The sequence below is a fragment of the Streptomyces sp. SX-6 genome, assembly GCF_059089585.1.
In genome coordinates this window covers 265,119-278,490 of record NZ_JBTHHU010000001.1, presented here as the reverse complement: position 1 = coordinate 278,490, position 13,372 = coordinate 265,119, and the positions used below count along the sequence as shown (strand labels likewise).

Genomic DNA, 13,372 nt, shown 5'->3' with positions numbered 1-13,372 from the left:
ACGGACCCCCACTACGCTGAGTCCACCGAGCGCAACGGAGGGCGGGCAATGGAGCCCAACACACTGCTCGACGCCATCCTCGACGAGGCCGGGATCTCCCACGCCGGCCTGGCCGCCCACGTCAACGCGGCGGGCCGGGTCCGAGGACTGGCGTTGCGTTACGAACACACCGCCGTGGCCCGCTGGTTGAAGGGCCAACGCCCGCGCGGCCAGGTGCCCGACCTCATCTGCGAGGTCCTCGGCGAACGCCTGCACCGCGCCCTGACCCTCGACGACATAGGCCTCGGCACCCCCGGCACCTCCCGGACCCCCGGCACCCCGCTGTCCGGCTTCGTCGAGCGGGCCACCGCCCTGTGGCGCTCCGACCAGCAGCAGCGCGAACACGTCGTACGCGCCCCCGCGGTGACCGGCACCCACGCCGTGATCCCCGTCTGGGAGTGGGAGAACCCGCCCGAGGACGCCGACGTCTCCCGGCGCGGCCTCACGCGGGTCTCCATGGACGACATCGACATGCTGCGCGCCGCCCGTACGCACTACGAGCAGATGTACCGCAAGGCCGGCGGCATCGGCACGCGTGCCCGCGTCGTCGGATTCCTCAACGCCGAGGCCGCGCCCCTGCTGCGCGGCAGCTACTCCGACGCCGCCGGGCGCCAACTCCACCGTGCCACCGGGGGGCTGGTGGCCGTCGCCGGTATCTGCGCCTACGACTCCGACGCGCACGGTCTCGCCCAGCGCTACTTCCACCAGGCGCTGCGGCTCGCCAAGGCCAGCGGCGACCGGGGCCTCGGGGCGTATGTGATAGCCCTCATCGTCAACCAGTCGCTGTTCCTGGGGGAGTACCGCCAGGCCGTCGCGTTCGCCGAGTCCGCGCTCAGATCCGCCGGCCCCCACATGACCCCCGCTCTCTCCGCGGACCTGTACGCGATGCAGGCCAAGGCCTACGCCCGCCTCGGCGACGGCGCCGGAGCACTCGCTTGCATCCGCCGCGCCGAGTCCGCGGCCGAGCGCATCCACCGCGGCCAGGAACCCGCCGAGACCGGCTATGTGCAGCCCGGCCTGGTCAACGTCCAGGTGGCGGAGGCACTGCTGAGTCTGGGCGATCTGAGGCCCGCCCGTGAGCACGCGGACCGGGCCGTCGACACCCCCGCCCACGACCGGGGCCGTGTCCACCGGCTTGCCATGCTCACGCATATCGAGCTGCGTCAAGGAGACGCGGACAAGGCGGTGGCCACCGCTCAGGAGATGACCGAGCAGGCGCGGGGCATGGAATCGCAGCGCTTACGCGACCGCCTCCGCGCGGTGCGCGAGCACCTGATCGAAAGCAGGTGCGCGGCCACCGCCGAGGCCGCCGAAATGATCGACGGGGCGTTGCGCGTGCCCTGGTGAGGGCCATGGCCGGCCAGCGCCCGGGTAGGTGGCCACCTCGGCGGAAGGTGGCAGACACGTGCGTTGGAAAAACCTCAACGAAGCAACCGTCTACGAGAACCGCTGGTTCCAGGTCAACCTCGCGGACGTCGAACTCCCCGACGGCCGGCACCTCGACCACTTCCTCATCCGGCTGCGGCCGGTCGCCGTCGCCACGGTGGTCAACGCGGCCAACGAGGTCCTGCTGCTGTGGCGGCACCGGTTCATCACCGACACCTGGGGCTGGGAGCTGGCGGCCGGAGTGGTCGAGGACGGTGAGGACATCGCCCGCGCGGCAGCCCGCGAAATGGAGGAGGAAACGGGATGGCGGCCCGGCCCGTTGCAGCACCTGATGACGGTCGAACCGTCCAACGGGCTCACCGACGCCCGCCACCACATCTACTGGACGGACGAGGCCGAGTACATCGGTGACCCCGAGGACGGCTTCGAATCCGACCGTCGCGAATGGGTGCCGCTCAAGCTCGTACCCGACATGATCGCCCACGGCGAGGTACCGGCCGCCAACATGGCGGCGGCACTGCTGCTCCTGCACCACATCCGGCTCGGCTGACCCGGGCCCCCGCCGCGTTCACCGGCTCATGGCCGCCTGCCACAGGGCGAGCACCAGCGCGGCCACGCCGGTGAGCGCGGCGATCGACGGCAACGGCCACCTGCCGTGCTCCAACGCCTTGACCCGATCCGCCACTTCGGTGATCTCGCGCTCCGTCTGATCGCTGCGCTGGGTCAGCAGGGCGAGATGCCCGTCGATGCGGACGACGCCCACATCGACCCTGCGCCGGAGCTCCGCGAGCTCACCCGCCTTGGCGGCGTGCTCGGGGTGGATGGTCACGGTCCGTACTCCTTCCGGGAAGCCCCCGTACGCTGTGTTGCCTTGGTTGCCTTACGGCATGAGTCAACCGTGTGGGGGCGCGCGGCGGGAGCGTGTGCGGAGGGTATCTGCGAGTCACATGCGCACACCCCGTGCGAACTCCCGTGTGCGGCGGTCGTATTCGTCGTATTCGGCGAGGAAGTCCAGGACGAGCGGCCCGGCCGTGGCACGGAACTCCTCGAAGTAGGCATGGCGCGCACCGGATATGAGATGGAGCCGCGCACCCGGAATACGCCCCGCGAGCAGCGGGGCATTCGCCACGGGATTGAAGACGTCGTCGTCGCCGTGCACCACGAGCGTGGGCGCCTCGATGCGCGGCAGTACATCCCACGCGTCGTGCGCGTTGCTGGCCGCCAGATGCCGTCGCCGCGCGTACGGCGGCATCGCGGGGTCACCGAGCGTGGTGAACGGCCCCGTACGGGTTGCCGTCCAGGCCGGCGTGTACATCAGCCCGAGCAGCGCCTCCCGTGCCGCCGGCCCCGGTTGGGCCAGCGCCCTGCGTACTTCGTTGCCGCGCTCCACGCCGTGCGGACCACCCGGCGACGTACACCCGAGCACCAGCGCCCGCACCCGATCCGGGTACCGCGCCGCGACCCACTGCGCCACCCGCCCGCCCATGGACGTGCCGTAGACATGAGCGCGCTCCACACCGAGATCGTCCAGCACCGCGATCACATCCCGCGCGAACCCCTCGGTGCTGTAGGGCTCGTCGGGCTTGTCGCTGTCCCCGGTGCCCCGGTAGTCGAGCGTGACGGTGCGGTGCGTGTCCTCGAAGTCCTCCCGCACACCGTCCCACCAGCGATGGCTGTTCGCCTGCCCCGCCAGCAGCACGAGCGGCACGCCGGTTTCGGCTCCCCGGGGCTGGTAGGCGATACGGATTCCATCGGTGCTCTTGGCATACAGCGGCATGCCTGCCACAACCCTGCTGCCCGCACGCTAATTCCGGGACAGCACGAGATGCGATAGTTGATCATGAACCAGCCGCCCTGCCGCAGCACGACAAGGAGCCGATCACCATGCCGCTGATCCCCGCCGACCCGACCGTCCTGCACCCGATGCCGGAACAGCCGCGCGTCGTTCTGCTCAAGCCCCTGGTCACCTCACCGCTGATCGAGGTGGGCGAGTTCACGTACTACGACGACCCGGACGACCCGACCGCCTTCGAGACCCGCAACGTCCTCTACCACTACGGCCCGGAGAAGCTCGTCATCGGCAAGTTCTGCGCCCTGGGCGAGGGCGTCCGGTTCATCATGAACGGCGCCAACCACCGCATGGACGGCCCCTCCACGTTCCCCTTCCCGGTCATGGGCGGCTCCTGGTCCGACCACTTCGACCTCATCACGGGCCTCCCCGGGCGTGGTGACACCGTGGTCGGCCACGACGTCTGGTTCGGCTACCGCTCCATGGTGATGCCGGGTGTCCGCATCGGCCACGGCGCGGTCATCGCCTCCGGCGCCGTCGTCGTCGACGACGTCCCCGACTACGCCATCGTCGGCGGCAACCCGGGCCGCGTGATCCGCCGTCGCTACAGCGACGAGGACATCGAGCGCCTGCTGGCCGTGGCGTGGTGGGACTGGCCGCTCGAGCACATCACGAAGCACGTCCGCACGATCATGTCCGGCACGGTCGAGGAGTTGGAGGCGGCGGCGCCGGGGGAGCGGTAACCGCGCTGCTCAGCTGGAGCGCAGGTCCTCGACCAGGCGGAAACGCTCCAGGACCACCATGGTCCGGTCGTCGACCGTGAATTCCGGGTCCCCCAGCGCGTCCCGCACATCCGCGCCGTGCCAGAACTTCTCGTGGTTGGCACGCCATTCGGCGATCGACGCGTCCCCCTCTCCTTCGTCCACGACATGGGCGAAGTCCACATCGGCCAGCGGGACCACGCTTCTGCCCGTCACCTCGATGACACCGACCGGCCGGTTGCCGGAGTCCACGACGACGTAGCGGTCGCCGGGCTCCGGCAACGGCTCGCCGGTGTACTCGTAGTCGGCGACCAGGCCGGTGGTGGAGGTCTTGGTGCCGTCGAGGACGGCCGCGACGAGGCGGTCGCGGAGGGGACCGGGGAAGGCGAATTCGACGGTGGGAAGGGACGATTCGGATGTCATGTGCACACGCTAGCCGTCTGCGGCACCAGCCGCTCCGCTGATTTATGCGTTGTACAAGCGGAGCAACAGGCCGTGGAGAAGAGCGCGTTCGTCGGGGTTGAGAGGCGCGAGGATCGCCTCCTGAACGGCTACGGCGTCGTCGGTGAGGACGGCGAGAGCCTCGCGACCCTCCGCCGTGATGGCGACCAGAAGCCGGCGGCGGTCCGCGGGATCGCGTTCGCGCGTGACGTGTCCGCGGCCGTCGAGTTCGTCGAGAAGCTTGGCCATGTCGCTGGCGTGGATGTCCAGCCGCCGCGCGAGGTCCCGCTGGGGGTGCGGGCCGAAGTCGGCGAGGGCGGCGAGAGTCGCCATGTGCCACAGCCTCAGATCCTTGGCCGCGAGGCGTTCGGCGAGCATCCCTCGGGCGTTCTTGCCCACCTTGGACAGCAGATAGCTGGTGAGCGAAGTGAGGCTCGGTGGCGTCGTGGACATGTGATTAGGATAGGTCACCACCAATCGTTGGTGTGTTCCTATCGTTTGGGGGATGTACATGGATGCCATGCACCCGCGCCTGCTCGTGACCCGGTTCGGCGCATGCTTCCGGTTCTACGACACCGTCCTGCCGAAGCTGATCGGCGCGCACCTGGCGCGCGGCAGCGAGGAGGGGCCGTACGCGAGTTGGGATGTGGGGGAGGAAGGCGTGGTCAGTCTCTTCGACCGCGCCGCGATGGCCGCGGCGGTGGGGACCTCCGATCTGCCCGGGTCCTGGCCCGCCCAGGACGCGGTGATGCTGGTCAGCAGGGTCCCCGATGTCGACGCGGCCCACGCCCTGTGCCTGGCACACGGCGCACAGGACGTCGCCGGGCCGACCGCGCGCCCCGAATGGGGGTCGACGTGCCGTACGGCCCATGTCCGTGACCCCGAGGGCAACTTGCTGGAGTTCCAGTCCTATTGAGGGAAGCATCCGGCTCAGGGTTGAAAAAACCTTTTGAGTTGTCTTTTACCTCTTTGTAACGTTGACAGGGTGGATATCACCCCAAAGCCTCTCTGTACGGCCGACGCCCAGGACCTCGCAGCCTTGCGCGAAGAGGTCGAACGAGCCGACAGGACGGGCCTGCACGAGGACGAGGCGGATGTCCTCCACGAGCTCACCGACCCCAAGGTGGACTTGGCGCACAACACCGTCGGCCTGTGGCACGGGCCGCGGCTGGTGGCGTACGCGATGGTCTACGGGCCGGAGCACGTACAGGACATCGCCCGCTTCGGGACCAGCGCCGCCGTCCATCCGGACTGGCGCAGGCAGGGGATCGGCGCCCGGCTGGTCGACTGGATGCGCAGCCGCGCGGATGCGATCCGGACGGAGCGCCATCCCGGCGTACCGGCAGAGCTGTTGATCGACGGGGCGGCCGCCAACGCAGGGCTGGCGGCCCTGGCTCGGCACACCGGATTCGAGCCCCGCCGCTACTGGTTCGGTATGACGCACGGCTTGCGCGCTGACCGGCTGCCCGCTGCGGAGGTGCCGGACGGGCTGCGCCTGGTGCCCTTCGAGACGTCTCTCGACGAGGCGACCCGCAGCGCGCACAACGACGCGTTCCGCGACCACTGGAATCACACGGAGACGGACAAGACCGACTGGGAAACGTGGTTCACCGGGGACCGTTCGTTCCGCCCCGCTCTGTCCGCCCTGCTGCTCGATGCCGACGGCCGCGTCGCGGCGTACCTCCTCGCCGACGAGTACGCCGCCGACAACGCTGCCACGGGACACCGCTCGTGCACGATCGGCCACTTGGGCACCCGGCCGGCCCACCGGGGCCGGGGCGCGGCGCGCGTCCTGCTGGCGCACACGCTGGCCGAGGCCGGGAACCAGGGGTACGACAAGGCGGAATTGATCGTCGACGCCGCCAACCCGACCGGCGCACTGGGGATCTACGAGACGATGGGCTTCGTGGCGGAGCGGAAGTTCGTGACGTATGCCCGGCCGTTGGGCTGAGCGGGAAGGCGGCCTTACCCGACCGTGATGCTTCCCGTCATGTCCGGGTGGATCGAGCAGTGGTACGGGACTGTCCCGCTCTGCGTGAAGTCGTGGTCGAACGTTCCTTTCGGGGGGATGTGGCCAGAATTGAGGGTTGTTCCGACGTTCGACGTCACCGTGTGGTCGGTGCCGCCGTTGTTGGTCCAGATGACCTTGTCGCCGACCGCGATCGACAACTGGTCCGGCTGGAAGGCGAAGTCCACGATGGATACGTTGAACGTGGCCATGGGAGGCCCCCTTCGTCTTGGGGTGGAAGGCCTCGGGACAGCGGGGAATTGCCCTGGTCCATGCGGTTCAATCACCGTTTCACCCGGACGTGTTAGGTATCTCAGCCGTTTAAGGATGAGCGGTACGAAGACGGACGTAACGACTACACGGCTGCTTCGCCGGTGACGTGGACGGCCGGTTCGAGTACTTCCTCGCACCATTGACGGAAGCCGGTGGGGCTCGTGGACTCCAGGGTTCGCGGCTCGGCGTCGTAGATGCCGTGATCGATCGCCGTGAGCAGGTCGGCCACGCCCTCGGCCCAGGCCTCGCTCACCCCGTGCCGCATCAGGTTGGCCTTGCAGGCCTCGGCGGGGATCTGCCGGAAGCGGACCGGCTGTTGCAGCACCTCGGACATGATCTGCGCCATGTCGTCGTAGGACAGGTCTTCGGGGCCGAGGACCGGGACGTCCTCCTGTCCGCTCCAGGAATCGTCGAGCAGCAGCCGGGCCGCGACGGCCGCGATGTCACGGGTGGCGCAGGTCGGGAACTTGCGGTCCCCGGGCACGGGGGCGAACACGGTGCCCTCGCTTCTGATCGACTGGAGGTGTCCGAGCATGTTGTCCATGAACGGCGGTAGGCACAGCGCGCGGTAGCTCACGCCCGTACTCTCGACCAACTCGTCCATGGCCAGCGACACCGAAACCTGTCCTGCATTCTTGGCGATCCCGCGCCCCAGGCTCGACACCGCGACCACGCGCTTGATGCCCTGGCTCGTGATCGTCTCGCACAGCGGCCGTGTGAAGTCCAGGAAGTGTTCCTCGACGCTCACGGCGCGCGGGTTCGGGGGTACCAGCCAGAACACGGAGTCGGCGCCCGCGAACGCCTCGGTAAGGACAGTGGAGTCGGAGTGCGACCCTGCGAACACCTCGACGCGATCGCGTACTTGCGCGCTCAGTCGGCTGGGATCGCGCGCGATGACCCGGATAGGGGCGCTGCTGTCCAGCAGGTGGTCGAGGAGCTGGCAGCCGATCTGGCCGGTGGGGGCGGTGACGACGATCAAAGGAAACTCCACGGGATTGTTCGGGATTGTCATTGCCTGTGCTGGCGTTTCCCAGTCAACTCGGCGTAAACGTCAGACCTGAAGGACCGATCCGATCGCCATTGATACCCTGCGGCTATGAACGACCTGGAGGCGCGGCAGCTCCGCTACTTCGTCGCCGTCGCCGAGGAACTGCACTTCGGGCGCGCGGCGCAGCGACTCGGCATGGCGCAGCCTCCACTGTCCCGGGCGATCCGGGAGCTGGAACGTCAACTGGGCGTGCAGTTGCTCGAGCGCACCACACGCAGGGTTGCTCTGACGGCCGCCGGAGAGGTCCTCGTACGGGACGCCCGTACCGCTCTCGACGCGATCACCGCAGCCGCCCGGCGGGCCCGGCAGGCCGGTCGGCCCGCGCCGCGCCTGCGGCTCGCGCTCAAGGCCGACTACGACGCCGGGCTGCTGCCGCAGATCCTCGCCGCGTACCGAAACGAACAGGCGTCGATTCCAGTGGAGTTGCTGATGGGCGGACGGGGCGAGCAGAGCCGGGCGCTGCGCGACGGCCGGGCCGATGTCGCGCTGTTGCCCCTGCCCTGCGACGAACGCGGCCTGGACACCGAACCGCTGCTGACCGAACCCTGCCTGGTCGCCCTGGCGGCGACCGACCCCCTGGCCGCCCGGCCGGACCTCCGCCTGGCGGACCTGGCCGGCAGAACCCTCCCCGACGGCACCCCCGCGGACCACGCCAACGCCACGCCTCATCCCGGCACTCTCACCACGACCCACCACGGGCCCGTGGCCGAGACCCGTCAGACCATCACCGACCTGTCCCAGATCTTCAAATTGATCGAGCTGGGCAACATCATCTGCTTCCTCCCCGCCTCGGTCGCGCACCGCAACCCGCGCCCCGGCATCGCCTACCGGCCCGTGGGCGACCTCCAGCCGGCCACCCTCACCGTCGCCTGGCCGCAGGACGCGCACTCGCCGGCCGTCGCTGCCTTCGTACGCGCGGCAACGACCGTCGCTGTCACGGGCGACGGGGGACGCGGTGGGCTCCCGTCACCGACGTCACCAGTGAGTACAGGGATGTAGTGGCGGTGATGAAGAGGCGGTTGTTCTTCGGGCCGCCGAAGGTGATGTTGGAGACGGGCTCGGGGACGAGGATGCGGCCGATGAGAGTGCCGTCCGGGTCGTAGCAGTGGACGCCGTCGCCGAGGGCCGCGGCCCAGAGCCGGCCGTCGCTGTCGAAACGGATGTTGTCGAACCGGCTGTTGGTGGCCTTGGCGAAGACCTTGTCGTTGCCGAGGGTGTCGTCCTCGCGGATGTCGAAGACGCGGATGTGTCCGGCCCTGGTGTCGGAGACGTAGAGCCGCTGTTCGTCATGGGAGAGAACGACTCCGTTGGGCCCGGCGAAACCGTCGGCGGCGAGGCTGACTTCGCCGCTGTGCGGGTCGATCCGGTAGACGTTGCAGGCGCCGATCTCGCTGTCGGCGCGGTGGCCCTCGTAGTCGCTGATGATGCCGAAGTCCGGGTCGGAGAACCAGATCGAGCCGTCGGAGCGAACGACCGCGTCATTGGGCGAGTTGAGCCGCTTGCCCTGGTAGCGGTCGGCGAGAACGGTGATCGTGCCGTCGTGCTCGGTGCGGGTGACGCGGCGGTTTCCCTGCTCGCAGCTGATCAGACGGCCCTCGTGGTCGAGGGTGTTGCCGTTGCTGTGCCCGGCCGGGGAACGGAAGACCCCGACCGCGCCGGTGGCCTCGTCCCAGCGCAGCATCCGGTCGTTGGGGATGTCGCTCCAGACGAGCTGGCGCCAGGCGGGCAGGTAGAGAGGCCCCTCGGCCCAGCGGCAGTCTCCGTGCAACTGCTCCAGCCGTGTGTCCCCGAGGGCGCACCGGCGGAAGCGGTCGTCCAAGACCTCGTACAGCCCGAACTCGACCGTGCCAGACATCATCCACATCCAATCGCTGAACGCCGAACGTGATCCAGATGATCTGGAGTATTGCAGAACGAGATATGGTTCCACCATGGCGACTGGGAACCTGGACGACACCGACCGCGAACTGCTGGCGCTGCTTCAGCAGGACGCCGGGCAGGCGTATGCGGCACTGGGCAAAGCGGTGGGGCTCTCCACGGCGGCCGCCCATGAGCGGGTGCGCAAGCTGCGGGAGCGCGGCATCGTCCGCCGTACGACGGTGGACGTCGATCCGAAGAGCCTCGGGCTCGCCGTGCTCGCCTTCGTGATGGTCGAGTCGTCGGCCTGGATGGGGGATTCGGCCGAGGCGTTCGCGGCCATCCCGGAGATCGAGGAGGCGCACATCATCGCCGGCAGCGCGTCGGTGCTCGTCAAGGTGCGCACGACGACCACCGAACAGCTCCAGGACGTGCTCCGGCGCCTCTACGCGATCGACGGCGTGAGCGGCACCCAGGCCACGGTCGCCCTGGAGACCTTCTTCGAGCGCCCGCCGTCGCCCGCGCCGTGATGGTCATCGCCCTGAATGGCGTTTGCTCGGCGTCGAGTTGGTGGTCGGCCCAGACGTAGCTTTCGGTCAGCAAGTCGGCGATGAGGATGGTTTGGATTTATCCGAACCTATGGCGCTCGTAGGGCCGCAGGGGCTCGACCACCTACCTCAGCCCGGCTCTCGCCCTCCAGGCGATCGTGCGGGAGCAGAGACAATCTTGGGCCCCGTGCCGTCCAAGCAGGACACTAGACGTAGAGGTTCATTCAAAACGTCTCCGCCTCGTATCGAGATTTGGCCCAAAAAAGGAGGCGGCTATGTCAGATTACGACGATCCCGCCACTTGGGAAGAGATGGCTAAAAGGCTCCGAGAACGAGCTAGCAAGCTTCAAGCAAAGAACGATCTGAGCTATTCAGAGAAGAGAGAGGTCGCTCACTGCGAGGAGGAAGCAAAAAGGGACGAACAAATAGCCTTCAACATGCGTTATGGCGGCAATGCAACCAGCAACACGAGCTATGCCGCAAAGCAGGCGGCCAGGTTCACGCAAGAGATGCGCAATCTAGAGCGTGACCAGCAGCGCAATCGGCAGATGCGCGATTACTAAATTGGTTCGGTCAACATGATGCGGCCGCCTTCGCCGACGATGACCTTGAGGGAGGGAAAGTAGTCGAGAAGAACCTGGCGGCACCGGCCGCATGGAGGAACAACCCCCGATTGTGGTCCCCACGGCGACGATCGTGTCCAGGTCGTAGGCGCCCTGGGCGGCCGCCTAGCTCGGCCCGGCCGCCTGCGGTATGCCCATCCCGGCGAACTCGATCTGATGGCGCAGCTGGCCGAGCTGCGCCTGGAGGAGCGCTGGGCGGATTGGGAGGGGGCGCCGTTCACCGCGTCGAGCACCCGCCATGTGTCCGTCTACCGGCCGCTGCCGGGGCAGGCCCCGGTGGAGGATCACTGGCGTGAGCGGCAGGGCTATTCGTTCAGCGCCGTGTCGAGGTATGCCTGGACCGGCTCGAAGAGGCCGTAGGGGACGTATGCGGGGATGTCGGTCAGGCGGGCCCAGGCCAGGTCTGAGAGTTCGTCGGTGTCGGCAACGTGAGCTTCTCCGGAGACGAGGGCGCAGGCGACGTAGGCCATGCGCCGTCCGGTCTTCGGGTGCGTGCGCTCGCCGAGGAGCTCGGTGGGCTTCACGGTCACGCCGGTCTCCTCGAGCGCTTCGCGTGCTGCTGCTTCCTCGGGGGATTCGCCGGCCTCGACTTTGCCCGCGGGGAACTGCCAGAGCAGTTCGCCTTCTTTCGCTCTGCGCTGCACCATCAGGACGCCGCCGTCGTGCACCACGATCGCGGCGGCGATGGCGGGCTGCTCGGGTGCCGGCTGGGTCATTGTTCCTCCAGGGCTGCCAGGATCGGGGATAGATCATGTCGGTCGGTATGAAGCGGGTCACTATGAGGAGGGAGAACCGTTCGCGGGTCTCGGGCGTGGCCTTCTCGAAGGCCCTGTCGAGCACTTGCTGCATCTCGGTACGCGGGACGACATTGGGGTTGGCGTGCCAGGTAGCAACCGTGCGGACGGCGACGCCCAGGTGATCGGCGAACTGCTCGTTGATCATGCGCAGGGCGGTCTGGAGCGTACAGGCCAAGGCGCCGATCCACACGCCGACCACTTTCATGGGACCCCCGGCCCGTCATTGTCGATGAAGTGCAGGGCAAGTGCACTGGATCTGCTGCCCCGTTGCACTGCGCGTTCCTTGCCGTACCCAACAGCTCCCGGTTGACTCAACCGTGACGCTGACCCGACGAGGGCCGGTAGGCGCACCAGCGGGTTGCCGAGCAGGCCGGTGCTTTGAGGGTGCGGATGATGGAGTGCCTCTCGGCCGAGGAGTACGAGGTGTTGATGGGGCTGCTGCAGCGGGTCTCCGGCCGTCTTGATGCCCTGGCAGCCCAACAGTCTTGAGCGCACTTCCCTTTGCATGAGTGGCAATGCGTGGCCGTACTCTGGGCGTTGAGCGCTTGTGCCCAGCAAGGGGAGCCCATGAACGACGCATCAGTCATGACCACCGGGCAGCGGATCAGGTACCACCGCAACCGCAAAGGGATGCCGCAGGCGGTCCTCGCCGGTCTTGTCGGCCGGTCCGAGGACTGGCTGTCGAAAGTCGAACGCAACGTCCTTCAGATCGACAGCGTGTCCATGCTCGTCCGTATCGGCCGTGAGCTCGGTGTCGACAATGTCGCGGATCTGGTCGGGCCCTCCTTCGACTTGAGTATCGCCAGTGGTGCGGAGCACCCATCGGTCCCTGCGATTCGCCGGGCGCTCAACACCCCGCCGTCCCTCCTCGGGCAAGGGCTGCCCGGTGATGCGCTCACTGCCGCACAGCTCGGGGATCGCGTGGCGGAGGCGTGGAGTATCTACGAGACGCACACCGAGCGGTACGGGCCGGTGGGCCAGATGCTGCCCGGGCTGCTCAACGAGGCGTACGCCACGCTCAGGCGAGCCTCGGGTGAGCAGGAACTGTTCGCGACCCGCTCGCTCGTTTCCCTCTTCCACCTGCATCAGGTCTTCCTCCGGCGCGTCGGCGAGCGCAAGTTGTCGCTTCGGGCAGCCGACCGCGCCATGCAGATCGCGGACGAGACCGGTGATCCCGCGCTGATCGCCGCCTCGGCGTGGAACGTGTGCGGCATCCTCACCTCGAGCGGCGAGGTCGCGGACTCGCTCGACCTCGCACGTCGCATGATCGAGCACTGCCGTCCCGACGACGGTGCGGCACCCGAACACCTCTCGGCCTACGGTGCGTTGCACCTCGCCGGATCCATTGCCGCCGTACGGGACAGCAAGGCGCCCGCGGCCTGGGACCTGCTGCGCAAGGCACAGGACATCGCCACCCGCCTCGGCGAGGACCGCAACGACTGGCACACCTCGTTCGGCCCGACGAACGTCGCCATGCACGGCGTGCACCTCGCGGCCGAAGAGGGCGACGCACACGAGGCGTTGCGCCTCGCCGATGACGTCGACGTGCCCGCGTCCGACGTATTGCCCCTGGAACGCACGACGCGTTACCGCGTCGAAGTGATGCACGCCCACCGGCTGACGGGCGACGACTTCGGAACGCTCTACATGCTCAAGAAGATCATGGAGGTTTCTCCGGAGGAGATCCGCTACTTTCCTCTGGTCAGGGAAGCCGTACAGTCGTTGCTCAAGCGGCCTCGCGCGGAGATGCAGCATGATCTGCACGTCATCGCCGAGCACGTCGGGGTGCTGGCCTGACCCAC

The 13,372-nt window shown here is 68.2% G+C and carries 17 protein-coding genes and 1 pseudogene; 9 read left to right on the top strand and 9 right to left on the bottom strand.

The genetic code is table 11. From position 1 onward, the window contains the following. The first annotated feature begins 48 nt into the window (after window positions 1–48). Both ACV530_RS01405 and ACV530_RS01400 read left to right on the top strand, forming a co-directional pair. Window positions 49–1,386, top strand: coding sequence for a tetratricopeptide repeat protein (locus ACV530_RS01405; RefSeq protein ID WP_494330309.1), 1,338 nt, complete (start codon window positions 49–51; stop codon window positions 1,384–1,386). Between the two features lie 58 nt (window positions 1,387–1,444). Beyond that, window positions 1,445–1,975 carry an NUDIX hydrolase gene (locus ACV530_RS01400; RefSeq protein ID WP_494330308.1) on the top strand — a complete coding sequence of 177 codons (531 nt, stop codon included), beginning with the start codon at window positions 1,445–1,447 and terminating at the stop codon, window positions 1,973–1,975. Window positions 1,976–1,993: 18 nt separating this feature from the next. On the opposite strand, the gene ACV530_RS01395 is transcribed toward ACV530_RS01400, so the two are convergent. Together ACV530_RS01395 and ACV530_RS01390 are read right to left on the bottom strand one after the other, a co-directional pair. Beyond that, complete coding sequence (locus tag ACV530_RS01395; protein WP_494330307.1) at window positions 1,994–2,254, bottom strand: hypothetical protein; 261 nt, start codon at window positions 2,252–2,254, stop codon at window positions 1,994–1,996. A gap of 114 nt (window positions 2,255–2,368) precedes the next feature. After that, window positions 2,369–3,202 (bottom strand): alpha/beta fold hydrolase, encoded by an 834-nt coding sequence (locus ACV530_RS01390; protein ID WP_494330306.1) that lies wholly within the window; start codon window positions 3,200–3,202, stop codon window positions 2,369–2,371. Between the two features lie 107 nt (window positions 3,203–3,309). Here ACV530_RS01390 and ACV530_RS01385 point away from each other — a divergent pair, with 107 nt between their 5' ends. Further along, window positions 3,310–3,957 carry a CatB-related O-acetyltransferase gene (locus ACV530_RS01385; RefSeq protein WP_494330305.1) on the top strand — a complete coding sequence of 216 codons (648 nt, stop codon included), beginning with the start codon at window positions 3,310–3,312 and terminating at the stop codon, window positions 3,955–3,957. Window positions 3,958–3,966: 9 nt separating this feature from the next. Here the strand turns inward: ACV530_RS01385 and ACV530_RS01380 are convergent, their stop codons facing one another. Both ACV530_RS01380 and ACV530_RS01375 read right to left on the bottom strand, forming a co-directional pair. Then, window positions 3,967–4,398 carry an ASCH domain-containing protein gene (locus ACV530_RS01380; RefSeq protein ID WP_494330304.1) on the bottom strand — a complete coding sequence of 144 codons (432 nt, stop codon included), beginning with the start codon at window positions 4,396–4,398 and terminating at the stop codon, window positions 3,967–3,969. Window positions 4,399–4,440: 42 nt separating this feature from the next. After that, window positions 4,441–4,869 (bottom strand): MarR family winged helix-turn-helix transcriptional regulator, encoded by a 429-nt coding sequence (locus ACV530_RS01375; protein ID WP_494330303.1) that lies wholly within the window; start codon window positions 4,867–4,869, stop codon window positions 4,441–4,443. Between the two features lie 52 nt (window positions 4,870–4,921). Here ACV530_RS01375 and ACV530_RS01370 point away from each other — a divergent pair, with 52 nt between their 5' ends. Both ACV530_RS01370 and ACV530_RS01365 read left to right on the top strand, forming a co-directional pair. Then, on the top strand, window positions 4,922–5,332 hold the full coding sequence (locus ACV530_RS01370) for a VOC family protein (protein WP_494330302.1): 411 nt from the start codon (window positions 4,922–4,924) through the stop codon (window positions 5,330–5,332). A gap of 69 nt (window positions 5,333–5,401) precedes the next feature. Next, the gene (locus tag ACV530_RS01365) at window positions 5,402–6,367 is read left to right on the top strand and encodes a GNAT family N-acetyltransferase (protein WP_494330301.1); all 966 of its coding nucleotides are present in this window, start codon (window positions 5,402–5,404) and stop codon (window positions 6,365–6,367) included. A 14-nt stretch (window positions 6,368–6,381) separates the two neighbouring features. On the opposite strand, the gene ACV530_RS01360 is transcribed toward ACV530_RS01365, so the two are convergent. Both ACV530_RS01360 and ACV530_RS01355 read right to left on the bottom strand, forming a co-directional pair. Next, window positions 6,382–6,636 carry a plastocyanin/azurin family copper-binding protein gene (locus ACV530_RS01360; protein ID WP_494330300.1) on the bottom strand — a complete coding sequence of 85 codons (255 nt, stop codon included), beginning with the start codon at window positions 6,634–6,636 and terminating at the stop codon, window positions 6,382–6,384. 143 nt (window positions 6,637–6,779) lie between these two features. Beyond that, on the bottom strand, window positions 6,780–7,676 hold the full coding sequence (locus ACV530_RS01355; protein ID WP_494330299.1) for an NmrA family NAD(P)-binding protein: 897 nt from the start codon (window positions 7,674–7,676) through the stop codon (window positions 6,780–6,782). Window positions 7,677–7,793: 117 nt separating this feature from the next. On the opposite strand from ACV530_RS01355, the gene ACV530_RS01350 reads away from it, so the two are divergent. Then, complete coding sequence (locus tag ACV530_RS01350) at window positions 7,794–8,744, top strand: LysR family transcriptional regulator (protein WP_494330298.1); 951 nt, start codon at window positions 7,794–7,796, stop codon at window positions 8,742–8,744. Here the strand turns inward: ACV530_RS01350 and ACV530_RS01345 are convergent. Then, window positions 8,680–9,600 carry an SMP-30/gluconolactonase/LRE family protein gene (locus ACV530_RS01345; RefSeq protein WP_494330297.1) on the bottom strand — a complete coding sequence of 307 codons (921 nt, stop codon included), beginning with the start codon at window positions 9,598–9,600 and terminating at the stop codon, window positions 8,680–8,682. The two genes, ACV530_RS01350 and ACV530_RS01345, sit on opposite strands and share 65 nt — an antisense overlap. A gap of 91 nt (window positions 9,601–9,691) precedes the next feature. On the opposite strand from ACV530_RS01345, the gene ACV530_RS01340 reads away from it, so the two are divergent. Both ACV530_RS01340 and ACV530_RS01335 read left to right on the top strand, forming a co-directional pair. After that, the gene (locus ACV530_RS01340) at window positions 9,692–10,132 is read left to right on the top strand and encodes an Lrp/AsnC family transcriptional regulator (RefSeq protein WP_494330531.1); all 441 of its coding nucleotides are present in this window, start codon (window positions 9,692–9,694) and stop codon (window positions 10,130–10,132) included. Window positions 10,133–10,425: 293 nt separating this feature from the next. Beyond that, window positions 10,426–10,713, top strand: a complete 288-nt coding sequence (locus tag ACV530_RS01335; RefSeq protein WP_494330296.1) for a hypothetical protein — start codon at window positions 10,426–10,428, stop codon at window positions 10,711–10,713. On the opposite strand, the pseudogene ACV530_RS01330 reads toward ACV530_RS01335, so the two are convergent. Together ACV530_RS01330 and ACV530_RS01325 are read right to left on the bottom strand one after the other, a co-directional pair. Further along, window positions 10,710–10,878, bottom strand: a pseudogene (locus ACV530_RS01330) (cytidine deaminase); the annotation flags it as partial. The gene ACV530_RS01335 and the pseudogene ACV530_RS01330 sit on opposite strands and share 4 nt — an antisense overlap. Window positions 10,879–11,078: 200 nt before the next feature. Then, a complete protein-coding gene (locus ACV530_RS01325; RefSeq protein ID WP_494330295.1) occupies window positions 11,079–11,489 on the bottom strand; it encodes an NUDIX hydrolase in 411 nt (136 codons plus the stop codon). A gap of 648 nt (window positions 11,490–12,137) precedes the next feature. Here ACV530_RS01325 and ACV530_RS01320 point away from each other — a divergent pair. Further along, window positions 12,138–13,367 (top strand): helix-turn-helix domain-containing protein, encoded by a 1,230-nt coding sequence (locus ACV530_RS01320; RefSeq protein WP_494330294.1) that lies wholly within the window; start codon window positions 12,138–12,140, stop codon window positions 13,365–13,367. Window positions 13,368–13,372: the final 5 nt, after the last annotated feature.

What these genes read in the sequence shown, in the direction of transcription:
- ACV530_RS01405 (WP_494330309.1), top strand. Translation starts at nt 49, where the DNA reads ATGGAGCCCAACACACTGCTCGACGCCATCCTCGACGAGGCCGGGATC.
- ACV530_RS01390 (WP_494330306.1), bottom strand. Translation starts at nt 3,202, where the DNA reads ATGCCGCTGTATGCCAAGAGCACCGATGGAATCCGTATCGCCTACCAG.
- ACV530_RS01385 (WP_494330305.1), top strand. Translation starts at nt 3,310, where the DNA reads ATGCCGCTGATCCCCGCCGACCCGACCGTCCTGCACCCGATGCCGGAA.
- ACV530_RS01380 (WP_494330304.1), bottom strand. Translation starts at nt 4,398, where the DNA reads ATGACATCCGAATCGTCCCTTCCCACCGTCGAATTCGCCTTCCCCGGT.
- ACV530_RS01375 (WP_494330303.1), bottom strand. Translation starts at nt 4,869, where the DNA reads ATGTCCACGACGCCACCGAGCCTCACTTCGCTCACCAGCTATCTGCTG.
- ACV530_RS01370 (WP_494330302.1), top strand. Translation starts at nt 4,922, where the DNA reads ATGTACATGGATGCCATGCACCCGCGCCTGCTCGTGACCCGGTTCGGC.
- ACV530_RS01360 (WP_494330300.1), bottom strand. Translation starts at nt 6,636, where the DNA reads ATGGCCACGTTCAACGTATCCATCGTGGACTTCGCCTTCCAGCCGGAC.
- ACV530_RS01350 (WP_494330298.1), top strand. Translation starts at nt 7,794, where the DNA reads ATGAACGACCTGGAGGCGCGGCAGCTCCGCTACTTCGTCGCCGTCGCC.
- ACV530_RS01345 (WP_494330297.1), bottom strand. Translation starts at nt 9,600, where the DNA reads ATGTCTGGCACGGTCGAGTTCGGGCTGTACGAGGTCTTGGACGACCGC.
- ACV530_RS01335 (WP_494330296.1), top strand. Translation starts at nt 10,426, where the DNA reads ATGTCAGATTACGACGATCCCGCCACTTGGGAAGAGATGGCTAAAAGG.
- ACV530_RS01325 (WP_494330295.1), bottom strand. Translation starts at nt 11,489, where the DNA reads ATGACCCAGCCGGCACCCGAGCAGCCCGCCATCGCCGCCGCGATCGTG.
- ACV530_RS01320 (WP_494330294.1), top strand. Translation starts at nt 12,138, where the DNA reads ATGAACGACGCATCAGTCATGACCACCGGGCAGCGGATCAGGTACCAC.